This window comes from Sphingomonas sp. MMS24-J45 (genome assembly GCF_044881195.1).
Lineage (GTDB): Bacteria > Pseudomonadota > Alphaproteobacteria > Sphingomonadales > Sphingomonadaceae > Sphingomonas.
On record NZ_CP173255.1, the window covers coordinates 2,065,358 to 2,081,717 of the forward strand.

At 62.8% G+C, this 16,360-nt stretch carries 12 protein-coding genes and 1 tRNA gene; 6 read left to right on the forward strand and 7 right to left on the reverse strand.

Features of this window, described 5'->3' with window-relative positions:
* The first annotated feature begins 42 nt into the window (after positions 1 to 42).
* Together AB5I39_RS10270 and AB5I39_RS10275 are read left to right on the forward strand one after the other, a co-directional pair.
* Positions 43 to 2,340: a TonB-dependent receptor gene (locus AB5I39_RS10270; RefSeq protein ID WP_404366131.1), complete on the forward strand. Its 2,298-nt coding sequence runs from the start codon at positions 43 to 45 to the stop codon at positions 2,338 to 2,340.
* The gene (locus AB5I39_RS10275) at positions 2,340 to 3,032 is read left to right on the forward strand and encodes a phosphatase PAP2 family protein (RefSeq protein WP_404366134.1); all 693 of its coding nucleotides are present in this window, start codon (positions 2,340 to 2,342) and stop codon (positions 3,030 to 3,032) included. The genes AB5I39_RS10270 and AB5I39_RS10275 overlap by 1 nt, the downstream gene beginning before the upstream one ends.
* On the opposite strand, the gene AB5I39_RS10280 is transcribed toward AB5I39_RS10275, so the two are convergent.
* From AB5I39_RS10280 to AB5I39_RS10300, 5 genes are read right to left on the reverse strand one after another with little or no spacing between them, the layout of a single operon-like run.
* Entirely contained in the window at positions 3,029 to 6,049 is a 3,021-nt protein-coding gene (locus AB5I39_RS10280) for an efflux RND transporter permease subunit (protein ID WP_404366137.1), read from the reverse strand. The genes AB5I39_RS10275 and AB5I39_RS10280 overlap by 4 nt on opposite strands.
* Entirely contained in the window at positions 6,046 to 7,074 is a 1,029-nt protein-coding gene (locus AB5I39_RS10285) for an efflux RND transporter periplasmic adaptor subunit (protein ID WP_404366139.1), read from the reverse strand. The genes AB5I39_RS10280 and AB5I39_RS10285 overlap by 4 nt, the downstream gene beginning before the upstream one ends.
* Complete coding sequence (locus AB5I39_RS10290; protein ID WP_404366142.1) at positions 7,071 to 8,351, reverse strand: TolC family protein; 1,281 nt, start codon at positions 8,349 to 8,351, stop codon at positions 7,071 to 7,073. Before AB5I39_RS10290 ends, AB5I39_RS10285 begins: the two co-directional genes overlap by 4 nt.
* On the reverse strand, positions 8,348 to 9,709 hold the full coding sequence (locus AB5I39_RS10295; protein WP_404366145.1) for an ATP-binding protein: 1,362 nt from the start codon (positions 9,707 to 9,709) through the stop codon (positions 8,348 to 8,350). The genes AB5I39_RS10290 and AB5I39_RS10295 overlap by 4 nt, the downstream gene beginning before the upstream one ends.
* Complete coding sequence (locus AB5I39_RS10300; protein ID WP_404366148.1) at positions 9,675 to 10,352, reverse strand: response regulator transcription factor; 678 nt, start codon at positions 10,350 to 10,352, stop codon at positions 9,675 to 9,677. The genes AB5I39_RS10295 and AB5I39_RS10300 overlap by 35 nt, the downstream gene beginning before the upstream one ends.
* Before the next feature lie 187 nt (positions 10,353 to 10,539).
* On the opposite strand from AB5I39_RS10300, the gene AB5I39_RS10305 reads away from it, so the two are divergent.
* The 3 genes from AB5I39_RS10305 to AB5I39_RS10315 all read left to right on the forward strand — a co-directional run bounded on the left by AB5I39_RS10305 (position 10,540) and on the right by AB5I39_RS10315 (position 12,526).
* Complete coding sequence (locus AB5I39_RS10305; protein ID WP_404366151.1) at positions 10,540 to 11,550, forward strand: YncE family protein; 1,011 nt, start codon at positions 10,540 to 10,542, stop codon at positions 11,548 to 11,550.
* A gap of 105 nt (positions 11,551 to 11,655) precedes the next feature.
* Entirely contained in the window at positions 11,656 to 11,844 is a 189-nt protein-coding gene (locus AB5I39_RS10310; RefSeq protein ID WP_404366154.1) for a hypothetical protein, read from the forward strand.
* A 43-nt stretch (positions 11,845 to 11,887) separates the two neighbouring features.
* Entirely contained in the window at positions 11,888 to 12,526 is a 639-nt protein-coding gene (locus tag AB5I39_RS10315) for an SOS response-associated peptidase family protein (RefSeq protein WP_404366156.1), read from the forward strand.
* On the opposite strand, the gene AB5I39_RS10320 is transcribed toward AB5I39_RS10315, so the two are convergent.
* On the reverse strand, positions 12,523 to 12,987 hold the full coding sequence (locus tag AB5I39_RS10320; protein ID WP_404366159.1) for a hypothetical protein: 465 nt from the start codon (positions 12,985 to 12,987) through the stop codon (positions 12,523 to 12,525). The genes AB5I39_RS10315 and AB5I39_RS10320 overlap by 4 nt on opposite strands.
* Positions 12,988 to 14,760: 1,773 nt before the next feature.
* Positions 14,761 to 14,836, reverse strand: a tRNA-Thr gene (locus AB5I39_RS10325).
* Positions 14,837 to 15,036: 200 nt separating this feature from the next.
* On the opposite strand from AB5I39_RS10325, the gene AB5I39_RS10330 reads away from it, so the two are divergent.
* On the forward strand, positions 15,037 to 16,353 hold the full coding sequence (locus AB5I39_RS10330; protein WP_404366162.1) for a hypothetical protein: 1,317 nt from the start codon (positions 15,037 to 15,039) through the stop codon (positions 16,351 to 16,353).
* Positions 16,354 to 16,360 lie beyond the last annotated feature (7 nt).

Below are 16,360 nucleotides of genomic sequence, written 5' to 3' on the forward strand. Positions count from 1 at the left end.
CAAGCGCCACCGGGACCGACGCCGCTCAAGGGGAAAATCACAATGTTGAAACTCACCACGGCGCGCGTGCGCCGGGGCAGCAGCGCGCTCGCGCTTGCCGCCGCGCTGACCGCCGGTGCCGCTCAAGCCGCGACCGCTCCCGTAGCGCCAACTGCTTCTGCGCCAACCAGCGCAGATCAAACGCAGAAGGACGCGATCGCGGAAGGATCCGACATTGTCGTCACCGCGACCAAAGCGAACGAACTCGCGCCCGTTACCGCCTCACTCAAGACGACCCAACCGCAAGCGATCGTGTCGCGCTCGTTTATCGAAGATTCGCTGCCCGCTACGGCCGATTTCAATCAGATCGCACTGATCACGCCAAGCGTGTCGAACTACGGCGGCAACAACGGCATCGGCCTGTCTGAGTCGAAGGCACAGATCCGGGGTTTCCAGGACGGCGAATATAACATCACCTACGATGGGGTGCCGTTCGGCGACACCAACGATCCGACGCACCACTCAACGACGTTCTTCCCGTCGAACACGATCGAAACGCTGGTGGTCGATCGCGGACCCGGCAACGCCAGCCAGCTCGGCCAGGCGACGTTCGGCGGCACTTTCAACCTTTTCAGCCGCGCCACGCGCGATAACTTTGGCGGGTCGGTCGAGGCGACCTATGGCAGCTTCAACACCTATCTCGGCCGCGCGATCGTGCAGACCGGCAAAATGGACAAGCTCGGCGGCGCAAGTGCGGTCTTCACGGGCCAGTACGTCCACAGCGACGGCCGTTCGAGCTTTTCAAAGTACGAGAATTACAATCTGTTCGGAAAGGTCATCGTTCCGCTCGGACCAGACGTGACGCTCACGCTGCTCGGCACGTTCAACAAGAACCATTTCAACCAGGCCGACAGCGACGGCTCGACGCTCGCGCAGCAGGCACTATTCGGCAAATATTATGCGCTGAACGACGACCCCAAGACGTCGCAATATTATGGCTATAACCGCACGCTAAAGACGACCGATTTCGAGATCATCAAGCTTGAAGCCAATCTCGCACCGGGCGTTGTCTTCGAAAATCGCGCTTTTACATATTATTACGACAACGAAACGCTATCGGCCAATGACGTTACGACCTTACCGGGAACAGTCTACAATACCGTCGCGGCCGACGGAAAAACGAAGATTATCGGCAACGTTCCCGGCTACACAAAGACCAATAAATACCGTGTGTTCGGCGACATTATCAAACTGCGCGCCGATCTGACCGCGTTCGCGACGCTTACCGTTGGTGCCTGGCTTGAGTTCAGCAACACCTATCGCCAGCAACGCGACGTCGATCTGACCACGGGTGCCTTCAACTATGTCGAGAAGGCCGTGACGGCACCGGCGACCGGCCTGAACCCCGGCCAGGTGACGCCACTTTACATAAAGTTCGACCAGAATTCGCAGGGCAACCATACCGAGGAGTTTGCCGAACTCGAACTGCGACCGATCGCGGGTCTCAAAATCACGCCCGGTTTCAAGCATGTCGATTTCGGCCGCAAGATCGATGCCGCCTATAATCAGACGACACGTTATGCGCAGCGAAATTCCAACGATTACACTGCCGATCTGCCGTTCGTGACGGTCAATTACCAGCCAACCTCGAACCTTTCGGTCTACGGCCAATATGCCAAGGGCTTTCTCGCCCCGCCGCTCAGCCAGCTCTATGTCGCGAACACGACGTTCTCCAACGTTGAACCACAGAAATCGACCAACTATCAGGTCGGCGCGGTCTATCACGGCAGCCATCTGTCGATCGATGCCGACGTCTATATCATTAATTTCACGAACAAATTTTTCAGTTATACTGACACATCGAGCCAGAATCTGGGAACAATCTTCACCAATATCGGTGGCGCGTTGTATAAGGGCGTCGAGGGTCAGGTGACCTATGCGTTTAGCAATGGCCTCGCCATCTTTGCGAACGCCTCCCGCAACTACGCCAAGACGGTAGTGTACACCAACCCGGTCACCAATGTGATCGTGCCGCGGACCACGATCGCAAAGGCGCCGATGTCCACCGCTGCTGGCGGTGTTTTGTTCAAGCATGGCCCGTATCGTTTCTCGATCACCGACAAATGGACCGGCCCGCAATATGCCGACCTTGCGAACCTGACGCGGATCAGCCCTTACAACACGGTCAATCTCGCTGCGAGCTATGACATCGGACCATTTCGCGTCGGCCTGGACGTGACCGATTTGCTCGACTCCCAGAAGATCAACCAGATCTCGGGCACGCCACTCAACGTCAACACGTCGCAAGTCTATTACCAGCCCGGCCGTGCGATCACGGGCCAGGTGACCTACAAATTCTGATGCAGCGGGGTTTGATCGCCGCAGCGTTGCTCTGCGTCGCTGCCGCTCCTGCGGCGAAAGTCCCGTCGCTGCTTACCGCGCGGGATCTCGATCCCACGCTGGTGTTGCCGCCCCCGCCTGCGGTTGGCAGTCCGCAGGCGGCCGCTGAGCTTGTCGAACTGCGTGCATTCGAGAACCGCGACCCAGCGACCGAGGCCGACGCGCGTCGGGATGGTGATACCAAGAATGCGTCGATTTTCGCGGAAGTGCTTGGCCCAAAATTTGACCTGACGCGGTTGCCCGCGACCGCCGCGCTGATGGCGTCAGTGCGGGCGAGCGAGAAGGCGACGGTCGATCGCGGCAAGGAGCATTTCCGTCGCGCGCGGCCCTATGTGTCCGATCCGACGCTCAAGGCCTGCAAGCGCAATGACGATCCGCTGTCGAGCTATCCCAGTGGTCACACGTCAATGGCGTTCTCAATGGCCGAGACGCTGGCGCGGCTGGTCCCGGAAAAGGCCGAGGCGCTGCTCGCGCGCGCGGCGCGCTATGGCCAGAGCCGGATCGTGTGCGAACAGCATTTTCGGAGCGACGTGAGCGCCGGGCAAATGCTCGGGCTGCTGATCGCCGAGCGTCTGATGACGAAGCCCGCGTTCCGTACCGCCTTCGACACGGCGCGCCGCGAACTGGTCGAAAGTGGCGTCGCGCAGCGTTAGGCCCGCCGCGGCGTCAGCACTGCGATCATCGCGGGGAGGAACAGCAGCACCAATGGCACCGCCGCGCTGAGCCCAAAGATGATCGCGGTCGCCAGCGGCTTTTGTAGTCCGGCGCCGCGGCTGACCCCCAGCGCAAGCGGCGCCAGCGTCAGGATCGCGATCAGCGCCGACATGAGAATCGGGCGCAGTCGCTTTTCCCCAGCCGCGCGCAGATGGGTGAGATCGATCGCCCCACCGCGCGGCAGTTCGGCGAGGAAAAAGATGACAAGCTCGCTCACCATCCCGATCACCATCGTCAGCCCCATCAGTGCCGAAATATCGAGCTCGATGCCTGTAAGCCACAAGCCGCACAAAACCGCGGCCGCCGACAGCAACACCGTTGCGATCGCCGCCAGCGTCCAGCTCAGCCGTTCGAACAGGAAGGTCAGCAACAGTGCGGTCAACAGCAGTGCCGCTACGAACACGACCGTGAGGTCCGCAAAACTCTGCTGCTGCTGCGCATAAAGACCGCCATATTCCACACGGATTGCAGCAGGCAGATGCAACGTCGCCACCGCGCGGCGTACGTCCCGCATTCCCGAGCCCAGATCGCGCCCTTCGAGCCGCGCTGTGACGCCGATGAAAGGCGCGAGATTCTCGCGCGTTATTTGCTTTTGCCCGGCGGCAACCGAGACGATCGCGATTTGCCCGACCCGTACGACATGCCCGTCGGGTGCCACAAGCGGGAGCTGTGCCAGATCAGCCGCGCGGCTTCGCAGCGCAAGCGGCGCACGCACGCGCGCGGTGACAAATTGTTGTCCGATCCGCACGTTAGTCGCCGTCGCTCCGCCGATCAGCGCGTCCAGCTGGCTCGACACCGTTGCGGGATCGAGACCGTGCTGGAGCGCCGCCGCGGGATCGACCTTGACCACCAAGGCGTCGCCCGCGACGCGCAATCCATCGACCTCCTCGACGATCCCCGGCACTTTGCCGACTGCCACCCCGACACGCTTGGCGGCATCCTCAAGCGCAGCGGGATCGTCGCCGAACAACTTCACCTCGACCGGTTGTGGCACGGCGGTCAAATCGCCGATCAGATCCTCCATCAACTGCGCGGTTTCGATTTCGAGGCCGGGGACTTGCGTCTGAACCCGCTGCCGGATGTCGGCCATCACCGTTTCGATCGGACGGCGGGAGCCGCCTTTCAGGCGGATGAAATAATCACCCTCATCGGCCTCCGTCAGACCGCCGCCCAATTGCACGCCGGTCCGCCGAGAATAGCTCGCCACTTCTGGCGTCGCAGTGATGATCTGCTCGACCTGGCGCAGCAGCCGGTCAGTGTCGGACAATGCGGCACCCGATTGCGCTTTGTAATCGAGAATGAAACCGCCTTCGTCCATCGCGGGCATGAAACCCGACGGCACATGACCCCAGGCCGCAATTCCGAGCAAGGCCAGCCCGATACCGAGCAAGGCGACGAACAATCCCGGGCGCGCGAGTGCGCGTTCGGCGGCGCGGGCATTGATCCGGTCGAGCGGCTGGAGCGAAGCCCCCGCGCGGTCCGCCGCCGCGATATCCGTCGCCCGCACCCAGCGCGCCGCGACCAGCGGCAGCAGATAGCGCGCGAACAGCAGCGACAGCCCCAATGCCGCAACCATCGTCAGCGCCAGCGCCTTGAAGAACCCACCGGTCAGGCCGCTGACGAAGGCGAGCGGCGTGAACACGACGATCGTCGCGGCGGTCGATCCTAACAAGGGACGCGCCATTTCGGCAGCGGCGGCGGAGACCTTGGTCCCTCCCTCCTGCAAGCGCCGCATGATATGTTCGAGCATGACCACGGCATCGTCGACCACTAGCCCGACCGCGGCCGCCATCCCGCCCAGCGTCATCATGTTGAAGCTCATGCCGAACGCGAACAGCAATAGGCAGGTGCCCGCGAGCGCGGCGGGCAGCATCAGCCCGGTGATCAGCATCAGCCGGCTAGAGCGCAGGAACACGAACAGCACGACGCCCGCCAGCACTGCGCCGAGCAGGATGGCATCGCGCACTGCATCGGCGGCGGCGGAGACAAGTTCGGATTGGTCGTAAAAGGGCGTGACCGTCACGCTCGGCGGTAAACCGAGTGCTTTCAGGCGGCGATCGACCTCTCGCACGATTCGTACGCTGTCGCCATCAGGGGACTGACGAATATTGACCAGCACCGCATCGCGCCCGCCGGATGTGACCTTGGTGAAACCCGGGGCGACCGAGGGATGGATGTCGGCGATCTGCCCGAGCGTCACGAGCCCAGCGCTCGCAGAGCTACCGGCCTTAACCGGGGTCGCGGCAATATCGGCAATCCCGCTCAGTCGGTTTTCGGCGAGCACGAGATAAAGCCGGTGGCGATCCTCCAGCCGCCCCACACCGGTGACGCTGTTCGCCTTGCCCAATGCAGCGGCAATCGCATCGAGCGAAAGTCCGAGCGCCTGCGCCTTGGCCGGATCGACATCAACCGCAAGCTCGCGCGGTGCACCGCCGAGGATGTCGATACCCGCCACGCCCTCCACCGCACCAAGTGCCGGGCGAACTTGCAACGCGGCGATCTGGCGGAGCGCATTCTGGTCGAGCGAGGGTGAGGTGAGCGCGATCCCGAGCACCGGGAAAATCGTCGGATCGGAGCGGCGCACTTCGAAGCGGGTGCCTGCCGGCAAATCGGGCAGCGCGCTCGCCAACGCACCCTGCGTCGCGAGCGTCGCGGCGACCATGTCCTGCTTCCACGGAAAATCGAGCGCGACTTCGGCCGCGCCGCGGCTGGTGGTCGAGCGGATCCGGCTGACGCCGGGAACGCTGCGCAGCGCGGTCTCGATCGGGCGCGTGATCTCCGCCGCCATTTGCGTCGCGTCGCGCTCGCCCGCATCGATCGAGACGACGACGCGCGGAAAATCGATGTGCGGGAACAGGCTGACTGGCAGATGCGTCGCTGCAAACACCCCGCCGAGCACGACCAGCGCGGCCGCCAGGCACAGCGCGCGAGCATGTCGCTCGATTGCCAAGGTCACTTGGTTCGAACCTTCATGTCGTCTTCGACTGCGGTTCCGCCTGCGACGACCACCGCGTCCCCCGCCCGCACCGAGCCCGACACCGCGACCCGGTCGCCGCGCACCGCGCCGACGGTGATGTCACGGCGATGCGCGACCCCGCCCGCGACGACATAGACATAGGCCTGTCCGCCATCGTCGAGCAAAGCGGCATAGGGAATGGTCAACTGCGCCGCGCTCTGCGCTGCGCCGTCGGCCGTCGCGCGCACCGTCTGGCCCGCACCGATGCCGGTAGCGGCCGGAATGCGCGCGAACACCGATGCGAGGCGCGTCTGCGGATCGGCGGCGGGATTGATCGTCTCGACGGGCACGTCGAACGTCGCTTCGACTCCACTGGCGACGATGTGCAGCACCGAACCCGGATGCAAGATCCTGGCGAGCGCGGGATCGACCCCGAAGCGGGCCCGGAAATCCGAGGCGCGCGTGATTGTGGCAATTGCCGCGCCCGGCTGAACGAGGTCGCCCGGCGAAGCGGTCACTGTTTCGACGATCCCGGCGGATGGCGCCCGCAACGTCAGGGCACCGGTGCGCGCAGCCATTGCGACCCGCGTGGCGTTGGCGCTGGTCGCGGTGGCGCGCGCCGTTTCAACCTCGGCATTGCTGCCCAGCCCATCGGCTCTCAGCCGCTCCGCGCGCGCGAGCGCGGCGTTGGCGGCCTGCGCGTCGCTTCTCGCTTTGACCAACTCCACCTCCGTCGTCGGTGATGCGGCAAGCTGCGCGACAACCGCCCCCGCGGCAACGCGCGTCCCCACGGGAGCAGCGATCGAAACGACGGTGGCCTCAGCCGGTGCCGACACCGTCAATCTGCCACCCGGCCCCGCCTCGACCGAGCCGTAAAGCGTCACTTGCTCGGCCAGCGCACCCGGTTCGGCCCGACCGAGTGAGACGAGCGCGACCGGCGCGGACCCAGCCTCTTCCTCTTCTGCGGCACCTGAACAGGCACCGAGCAGCAATGCGGTCAGCAGCACCGTGGATTTCCGGGTCACGTCCAAGCCTCTCTCAGCGTGCCGGTGAGCAATTCGAGCGCAATCATCTGTTCGGCAATGTCCTGTTCGCTTTGCAAAAGAAGTGCCTGCTTGTCGCGTTCTGCCTGCTCGGCGGCTTCGGCAGTCGCGATCGACAAATCACCGCGTGTGGCGGCGCGGCGCGTCGCTTCGGCATAACGGTGGGCGGCCGGCATATCGCGGAGCACCGCGTCGCGTTGCCGCCGGGCGATTGTGATCCCGACTACGGCTGCGGCGATCTGCGCGCGCGTTTGAAACAGGCGCGCGTCGTATTCAGCCTTGAGCGCGGCGCGTGTCGCGCGCTCGATCGCTATTCCGCCGCGATTGCGGTTCCACAGCGGCAAAGTGAAATCGACCGAAGGCCCGACGATCACATTCCCAGCCGTGTCGCGGTTGGAAGCGATGCTGAGACCAAGCGTCGGGAACTGATCGAGCACTGCCTTGCGCGTCGCGGCTTCCTGCGCGGTATAACCCGCCTCAAGCGCCCGCAGATCGGTGCGACTGGTCCGGGCAGTGTCGAACAGCCTTGTCGGATCTAGCGGGCGGTCATGGTTGATGACGGGAGCGAGCCGCAAAATTGTTGAAGGCGGCAAGCCCAGCAGTCTGGTCAATTCGAAGCGCGCGGTCGCGAGGTCTTTCTCGCTCGCGCGCGCCTTGACCTCCGCATCGGCGGCGGCGAGCCGGGCGGCCTGCACTTGGTCCGCCGCGAGATCGCCGCGCCCAGCCGCGCGCGTGACGCGGTCGAGCAGGGAGCGCGCGGTGTCGCGCGACGCTGCGGCAAGAAGGACGCTGCGCTCCAACGCGACGATGCGTACGGCTTGCAGCCGCGCCTGGCCCGCCGTTTGCCACTCGGCCCATGCCAGATCGAGCCGCACCTGCTGCGCCGCCGCGCGCGCCTGGGCAAGCCGAACGCCGCGCGTGCGCAGCGTGTTGAGATCGAAACCGAGCGCACTCGTCAAATCGAGCAAAGGATCGGGACCGGCCAGAACTTGGCTGACGCCCAAGGTAAGCGTTGGATCGGGAAGCAGCCGGGCGGCGAATACCTGCGCATCGGCCACGCCTGCACGTGCACGGGCCGCGCGAAGATCAGGATTGCCGAGCACCGCAAGGGTGGCAATGGCCGTGCTGTCGAGTGGCTGCGCTAGATCGAAGGTCACCGGAGCGAGATCGGCGCGCGCTGCTGGCGCCGTTCCGAGCGGATCGGGCGTGTAGCTGGCACATGCGCTGAGCAGCAGCAGGGGAAGCATCAGTCGCTTCATCCGGCCGCTTTCGGCAGCGCAAGCGATACGCGCAGGCCTGGGTGATTATCTGAGACGACCACCTTGCCACCGTGGGCGGATGCCACGGCAGCGACGAGGCTCAGGCCCAAACCATTACCAGGGGTGGTCCGGCTTGCCTCGCCGCGCGCGAAGCGCTGGAGAATCCGCGCGTGATCCGACAACGGAACGCCCGGCCCGTTATCGCAGACCTCCAGTCGCACCGTCGTATCGTCTGCTGCAACCAGCAGAATGTCGATCTTTGTCCCCAACGGTGTATGGAGCCGTGCATTGTCGAGCAGATTCACCAGCGCCTGCGCAATCAACTCACGGTCGCCGAGCACTGTAACGTCGGGTGCGATCGACCAAGCTAGGCAACGCCCGCCGTCGGCAAAAGCTGGGGCGAAGCTTTCCGCAATCTCCGAAACCAGATAGCTGAGATCGATCGCCACGAAGGTCCGTGCCAATCCGCCTCCCTCAACCTCGGCAATCCGCAACAAAGAGCCAAATAGCGCGAGTACAGCGTCGCCTAATTCGATCGCACGTGCGGCGGCACCGTCCACCTTTCCAACCTGTTCGAGCTGATTGCGGAGGCGAAGCAATGGGGTGCGCAAGTCGTGTGCGACGTCGCTGGATACCTGACGCAGATTGTCCATCAACTGCTCGATCCGATCGAGCATCGTGTTGAGCGCAGCCCCGGCGGCGTCGAACTCGTCACCGCGCCCGCCGACGCTCACCCGTTGCGCCATGTCGCCGGCCATGATCGCGCGCGCGACCCCGCTGATCCCCTCAAGCCGCCGTTGCAGATAGCCGCCCAACGCCAACGCGCCCACGATTCCGAACGCGACAACCAGAACAAACGCCGCCCCGAATAGAAGGATTATCGTGCGATCAATTCCCTCCATGATCTCAGTGTCGCGCGCGACGACAAGGCGGTATCCGCCACCAAGCTGGCGCGTTTCGGCGCGCGCACTGTCAAGGCCTTCGGTCGGATCGCGGAAGACGATCGTATGAACTCCAGGCGCCGGTCTAGGCGTATCAAGCGACCCCGCTACCCGTCGGCCCGAGCGATCAAATAGCGCATAACCAAAGGCTTTGATCGATCCCCCGGCCTCGCGGGTAGCAATTGCTCGGGCAATGTCAGGGAGGCCACCGTCGTTATATTCCTGCGCGAGGTTCGCTGCTTCCTGCTTGACCAACCCGTCCTGCTGACGGCGAAAATCGGCGTCGGCGACCAGGTACATGGCAAAACCCAAGAAGACGACTGCCAGTGCGAAAGCGGCAGAGTAAACGAAGGCGATACGGTGGGCCGCGCTGGATTTCACCTTAGCCATCGACGCGTATCCGATAGCCTGATCCACGAATTGTCTCGATCGGATCGTCGGCAAAACCCTCTCGAAGCTTGGTGCGCAAACGGCTGAGATGGCTCTCGACGATGTTGGTCTGCGGATCGAAGTGAAACCCCCAGACGCGTTCGAGGAACATCGCTCGCGTTACGATCCGGCCGGCGTGACGCATCAATTGTTCGAGCAGCGCAAATTCGCGCGGCTGCAAAAGGACCGGGCGCCCGGCGCGGGTCACCTCTCGCCGCAAAAGATCGAGCACAATATCGCCGACCTCGAAGCGCGTGACCGCGTCCGCTGCCGAAGAGCGCCGAGCGAGCGCGTTCAGCCGCGCGGCAAGTTCAACCATAGCGAAGGGCTTGACCAGATAATCGTCCGCCCCGGCATCCAGTCCATCGACCCGATCGGAAATGCCGCCAAGCGCGGTGAGCACCAGCACCGGCACGCGGTTGGACCGCGCACGCAGTTCACGCAGCACTTCGAGTCCCTCGATGCCCGGAAGCATCCGATCGAGGATGACGGCATCGAAACTTCCGTCGGTCGCGGCCTTCAAGGCCGCGTCTCCGGTCGTGGCGTGTGTAACGTTATGCCCCAGCACACGCAACCCGTCAGCGACGAAGCCCGCTGTTTCGAGATCGTCTTCGGCAAGCAGAACATCCATCGCATCATCATAGCGTGCGCTGCGATCCGATCCCCACTGGTTTTCCCAATGTTTGTTAACGGGGCACTCAACCACAGCGATTTATGAAAAATCCCAACCTTGGCGCGTGATCGAGATTCCGGCTCGCTCCTCGCTGGCTCATCAGGCACCTTCGCGACGCCGCTCCTCGGCACGAAGAGGTTTCACGATGCCGCATTTCGCCAAGCGCTTGCTGCTTATCCTTGCCGCAGGGAGCGCGATCTCTGCCGCCCCCGCGCCGCGGTACGTAATCGACCGCGCCATCGCCGGACCGGACGGCGGATGGGACTATGTACAGGTCGATCCCGAAACGCATCGGGTCTATGTCGCGCACGGCGATGTCGTGACCGAAATCGACCCGCTGCATGGTGATGCCGTGCGCTCGTTCGGCGCAATCATGAAGGCCCACGCGGTAGTCCCAATCCCCGGCGGCACGACCCTGCTGGTGACGAGCGGTCGCGATGACAGCGTGCGCCTGCTTGACCTGCGCGACGGAAGCGAGCGCGCGAAGATCGCCGTGGGCGGCGACCCCGATGCCGCTTTCTACGATGCCGCTAGTCAGCGCGCGGTGGTGATGAACGCCAAGGCCGGCACCGTGTCGCTGATCGATGTCGCGACCGCAAAGGTCACCGGCACGATCGTATTGAAGCCAGGGCTCGAGTTCGGCGTGCTTGGCGCGGACGATACGCTTTACGTCAACAACGAGGATGAGAGTGAGATCGAAACGGCGAACCTCGCGACCGGAAAAGCCGGTCGCGCGATCGCGCTGCCGGGCTGTACCTCTCCGACCGGGCTCGGTTTCGATGCAAAGACCGGACATCTCCTGAGCGCCTGCGCCAATGGCAAGGCCGCGTTGGTGAACACGAAAACGGGCAAGCTTGCCAGTCTGATTCCCATCGGTCTCGGCCCGGATGCCGTGATCATGGACACAGCCCGACGGCTTGCCTTTATACCCTGCGGCAAAGACGGCGTTTTGTCGGCGGTCGCCTTGGATTCCGCCGTAGGCCACTCTGTTTCGACGACGTTCAAGACCGAGATCGGCGCACGCACTGGTGCGCTAGATCCGTCCAGCGGAGTGATGTATTTGCCAGCCGCGCGCTTTGCTCCGCCGACGGTCGCGGGCGGCCGACCCGTGCCGATCAAGGGCTCGTTTCACATTATGGTCATAAAGCGCGAGTGACACGTATCGGCGCTACTGTGGCGGCACGAATGGCCATAACTATCAACGGAGTACCCCGATCCCGACGGTCTCCGTATGCGCGACAGGACAGTGGAGGAGGGGAGATTGAGCCGCTTCAAGTTACGCGAATTGCGACCGTTCGGCGAAGTCATAGTTTACCTGGATGGAGTGGAGATACATCGACTTCCCGAATACCGTGGTGCGATTGCGTATCTCAAATCTCATCATGGGTTATCCGAAGCAGAGTGCCTCGCGCTGTTCGACTCCTATCGGAAAGATTATGGCGGCTTGTGATTTGGGTGACCCGCCTCGCCAAATCCAATAGGACCCACTGAACATGTGCAATCGCGCTCGCAATAGCTACGAGCCGGAAACGCTTCAAACCCATTTTCAGACGGTGTGGGGAGCGGATCGGCCAATGGACAATCGGTTCAACCCGGTCGAACTCACGCCGCGAAGCCGGGCTTATGTTGTGCGCGAGGATGAGCGAGGGCGCGGGCTCGACATCATGTCGTGGGACTTGCTCGGCGGTGGGGCGGCGTGGCCGATGACCAATGTGCGCAACTTGGGCCTGCCCCAATGGCGACGCCTGGCGGAGAAGCCGGAGAACCGCTGTCTCGTCCCGCTGACCGAGTTCTGCGAATGGACCCCGGAAGCCCACGACCTCGGCGACGACAAGAAGCCGGTGAAGGGCGAGATGTGGTTTCAGGTTACCGACCAGCCGCTTTTCGCGGTGTCGGGCTTCTGGCAGCATACCGCAAAGGGGTCTGGCTTCACCATGGTGACCTGCGATCCGACCGAGTTAGTCGCGCCGATCCATCCAAAAGCGATGATTACGATTCTGCACGCCGACGATCACGAGCGATGGTTGCGGGGCAGCTATGAAGATGTCGTGGCGCTACAGCGGCCTTACCCGTCTGATTTGATGACGGTGCGCGGGCCGGTGTTCCCGACCCGAGCAGCGAAGCAACCTTAGGTGCCAGGAGTTCCTAAGAACTCTGCCTCGACCGCATACCCGCGCTCAATAAGCATGCCGACAATACAGCCGACCGTCGGGTGACAGGTGTCCGAGATGCCCCTATCCGCTGTCGCGAGACCCCAAAATCTTCTTAGCAGCGTGTCATTGCCGAGATAAGGGTAAAGCACTCGCAGGGCCAGCCGAACCTCAGGCGTAGCGATCGCCTGGGTATCCCCTCGGTAGGCGGCGGTTTTCAGCACCTTGAGGGCGAGATTCATCAGGATTGTTTCGGCGCGCTTGCGTCGCAGCGCCACCCGATCCTGACTAAACGGCAGAGCTTCGACGCGGGTGTCACGACTTAGGCATTTCGCATTCCAGCACGGCAAACCCGACCGCACGGTATCCCAGTCGAGGCTCGATCGATGAAAATGGCAGTGATTTATAAGTTGCTCACGATCGATCATGCGCACGAAATGCATGCGTCTCCCCACTCGACGGAACGAGCACCAAGCGTCAGTTCAAAGCGAGCTGAGACCGGCAATGACGGTTCTTCAATTCAGGAATTACCTGCCGGTTTGGGGAGCGCCGATCCTCCGATACCGAGGATCTATCGAATCTCGAATGGGTCGGGTTATGATCCCTTAGGGCTGATCACGCCGACGAGAGATAATGACGGGCTCTTGGAGGTGAGGCACACTGTCTGGTCGCCGTTGCTGTGGCGTACCCCGCTTTGAGCTACTTCAAACGAAGAGTCTTACATACGCCTTCGAACGACAAAGCGAGCCATCACGGAGTGATGGCGAGCTCCTTACCCGACCGAAGGGAGGGTAAGCGCTCCAATCATCCTTCTTCAACCGGCGTGTATCGCCCCACCTACGGCGGGGCGATGAGCTTCGCCTCCGCTTCGCGTCGGCTTGCTTTGCCTTTTCCTGCTCTCTTCGAAACACCGACCGGTGTGCATCGAGTTTTATGAGATTCGTAAGCACGCAATCGCACACGGGGTCAAAAACCGACGGTTTTCCGTCGCTATTAGGAATCCGCATCGTCTATGACGCGCAATACGACCCCGTGTGAAATCTGTGATTGTGAACGGGGTGGGCAACGTCGCTGTTCGCAAGCTAGGGCAGCGATCGAGACTGTCTATGTTGAGAAGCTTATGGCCGACTGGCTGCTTGAGCATGCTCAGCCGAAGCTCGCTGATCCAATTCGATACGCGAACGGCGTAGTTCATTGGCAATCGTTTTTTGCGACGGAGCAGGCGGCAGGGCGCTTGCTTGGTCCGCCGACCGTGGCCGACATTACTACCACGTTGGTCGAACGCTTTCATGCTTGGCGTGCCCAGCATCGCGTTAGCCCCGCCACGATCTCCCGTGATACTGCGGCGCTGCGTCAACCTCTCAATTGGGCTTGGAAGCGAAACATGATCGCTTCTGTGCCGTTCGTGCCCGACGTGCGCGACAAAAGCGAGCCACGCGATCTTGTTTACACGGTCGATCAGGTCGCTGCGCTTCTTGAAGCAGCGTGGGCTTGTGAGCAACGCCGCCACATTCACATGTTCATAATGATTATGTTGAACACTAACGCTCGCGTAGAGGCTGTGCTGGAGTTGAATAAGGATACCCAGCATCGCAACGGGACCCTATTTTTCAACGCTCCTGGCCGACAGCAGACCAAGAAGCGGCGGTCAATTGTGCCCGTATGTCCGACACTCGCTCCATGGCTTGAGATGCACGCCGGTCGAGCAATTCAGTGGCGCAAGCCCTCGGTGGATCCCACCACGGGAGAGCAGCGAACGACTCTCGTTCCGGTAAACAGCATAAAGACCGCGTTCGAAAAGACGCTGATCGCTGCCGGCCTTTGCGAGCAGGCGACTGACCGAACAGGCGCCCCGCTGTGGTTACCTCCGCGGAGTAAGTTTGGCGAGACCTCGCTGCGGCCTAAGCTGGTGGGCATCGGCTCCCCGAACACGCTCCGTCACACTGCCAGCACTGAGATGCATCGCCGGGGCGTGCCAGAGGCTCAAATCGAGACAGCTGCTGGACATCGCGGACTCGGGACCAACCAGAGGCACTATCGTCACCTGCGGCCTGAGTATCTTGCAGACTTTATCGCCGGCGTGGAAGCGTTCTGGGCCGATGTCGGTCGTTACACCAGCGTGCACCTGCGATACCAACGTGATACCAAAATCGTCGATCTAGGGGTCGCGCGAAGCGCGATTGCTGAGAAAACCAAGAAAAATCAGCATGTTGAAATGGTGCCGCTTACAGGACTCGAACCTGTGACCCCCGCATTACGAATGCGATGCTCTACCAACTGAGCTAAAGCGGCGTCGGCCATGTCCCGAGGGACGGTGGCGAGCGCGGGCGTTATCAGGTCGCGTCGGGGCTGACAAGCGCGGACGAACCCCTATTCGCATGACGCTGCGAAAGCGTCGCCGGTTTACCGGGTGTTTACCACGGCACGTGCACAACGGTTGCGTGACGGCGGCCCGTATTGGGTCTGTCCGGGCGAAGTAGGGCGTTTGCGCAATGGACAGTGTTCGCGGATTCGAAAGCGAGTGGAGCGGTCTGGACGAAAGCGAATCCGCGCCCGCCGACGAAGGCGAGGTCGCCGATACGCAGATCGAGGTCGGTACCGATGAACGCCGTATGCATGTACGTGCCTATAATCATTGGGTTTCTCTGCTCGGTGGGCGCGCCTATCCGTCGATCGCCGATCTGAACCCCGCCAATATTGCCGATTTCGGCCCGCATAGCGTCCTGCTCGATTTCTCCGCCGGAATCGAAAATCCGGCGATCGCCTATCTCGGCAAGGCCCTGCGCGAGGAGTGCAATCTCAATTCGGCCACCACGCATATTGCGCAAGTGCCTAGCCGGTCGCTGCTGTCGCGCCTGACCGACCATTATCTGCAGATCATCGCCAACCGCGCGCCGATCGGCTTCGAGGCGGAATTCGTCAGCACGCGTGGCTATAACACGATGTATCGCGGCATTTTGATGCCGTTCTCGTCCGACGAGGATTCGATCGATTTCATCTACGGCGTGATCAACTGGAAGGAATTGCTCGACGCCGAGGCGCAGGCGAAGCTCGACGCCGAGGTGGCCGCGGCGGTGCGCAGCGCGCCGCCCTCGGTCGCCACCGCGCCGGTGTGGGCAGATGGGCCGAGCGCCGGGTTCGAAACGGGCAGTTCCGCTGAAGAAGAGGAATTGCAGGACGAGAGCGACTCGGTCCCGGACGAGGAGGCGTCGGTCGCAACCGGTGGCACGTTGCACGAGCAGCTTGCCCACGCGCAGCAGTCGGCCGCGGCCGTTCGTGCCGCCGACACGCGCACCCGCACCACGCTGTACCGCGCGCTCAGCATCGCGCACACGTTTGCCGCCGCCGCCGATGCCGATCCGGTTGCGTATGAAACGCTGCTCGATATGGCGGGAATCGCGGTGCAGACGCGCGCGCCGATGACGCCGATCGTCAAGCTCGTGTTCGGCGTGGATCACGACAAGACGCGGCTGACCGAATATGCTGCCGTGCTGTCCTATGCACGGCGCATTGGCGTGGCCGCTGGTACGCTGCGCGCGTTTCTCGACACGTTCGAGGGCGGGGTGAAGGGCGTGGTCAAGGCCGAGCGGCTCGCGCGGGCTCCCGCGGCCAAGGCAAAGCCCGATCCGGTCACGCTGCTGGCCGAACGCCCCGCACTGGCCAGCGTCGCGCTGGAAACCGCGCCGGGCGATGGCCAGTATGTCGTGCTGCTGGCGCGCGTGCGCGATGGCGAGACGCTCGATATCGTCGCGTCGATGGCGGGGGACAATGCGCTGACCGAACGCGCGATGCGATCGGCGACCGCCTGAATCGTCT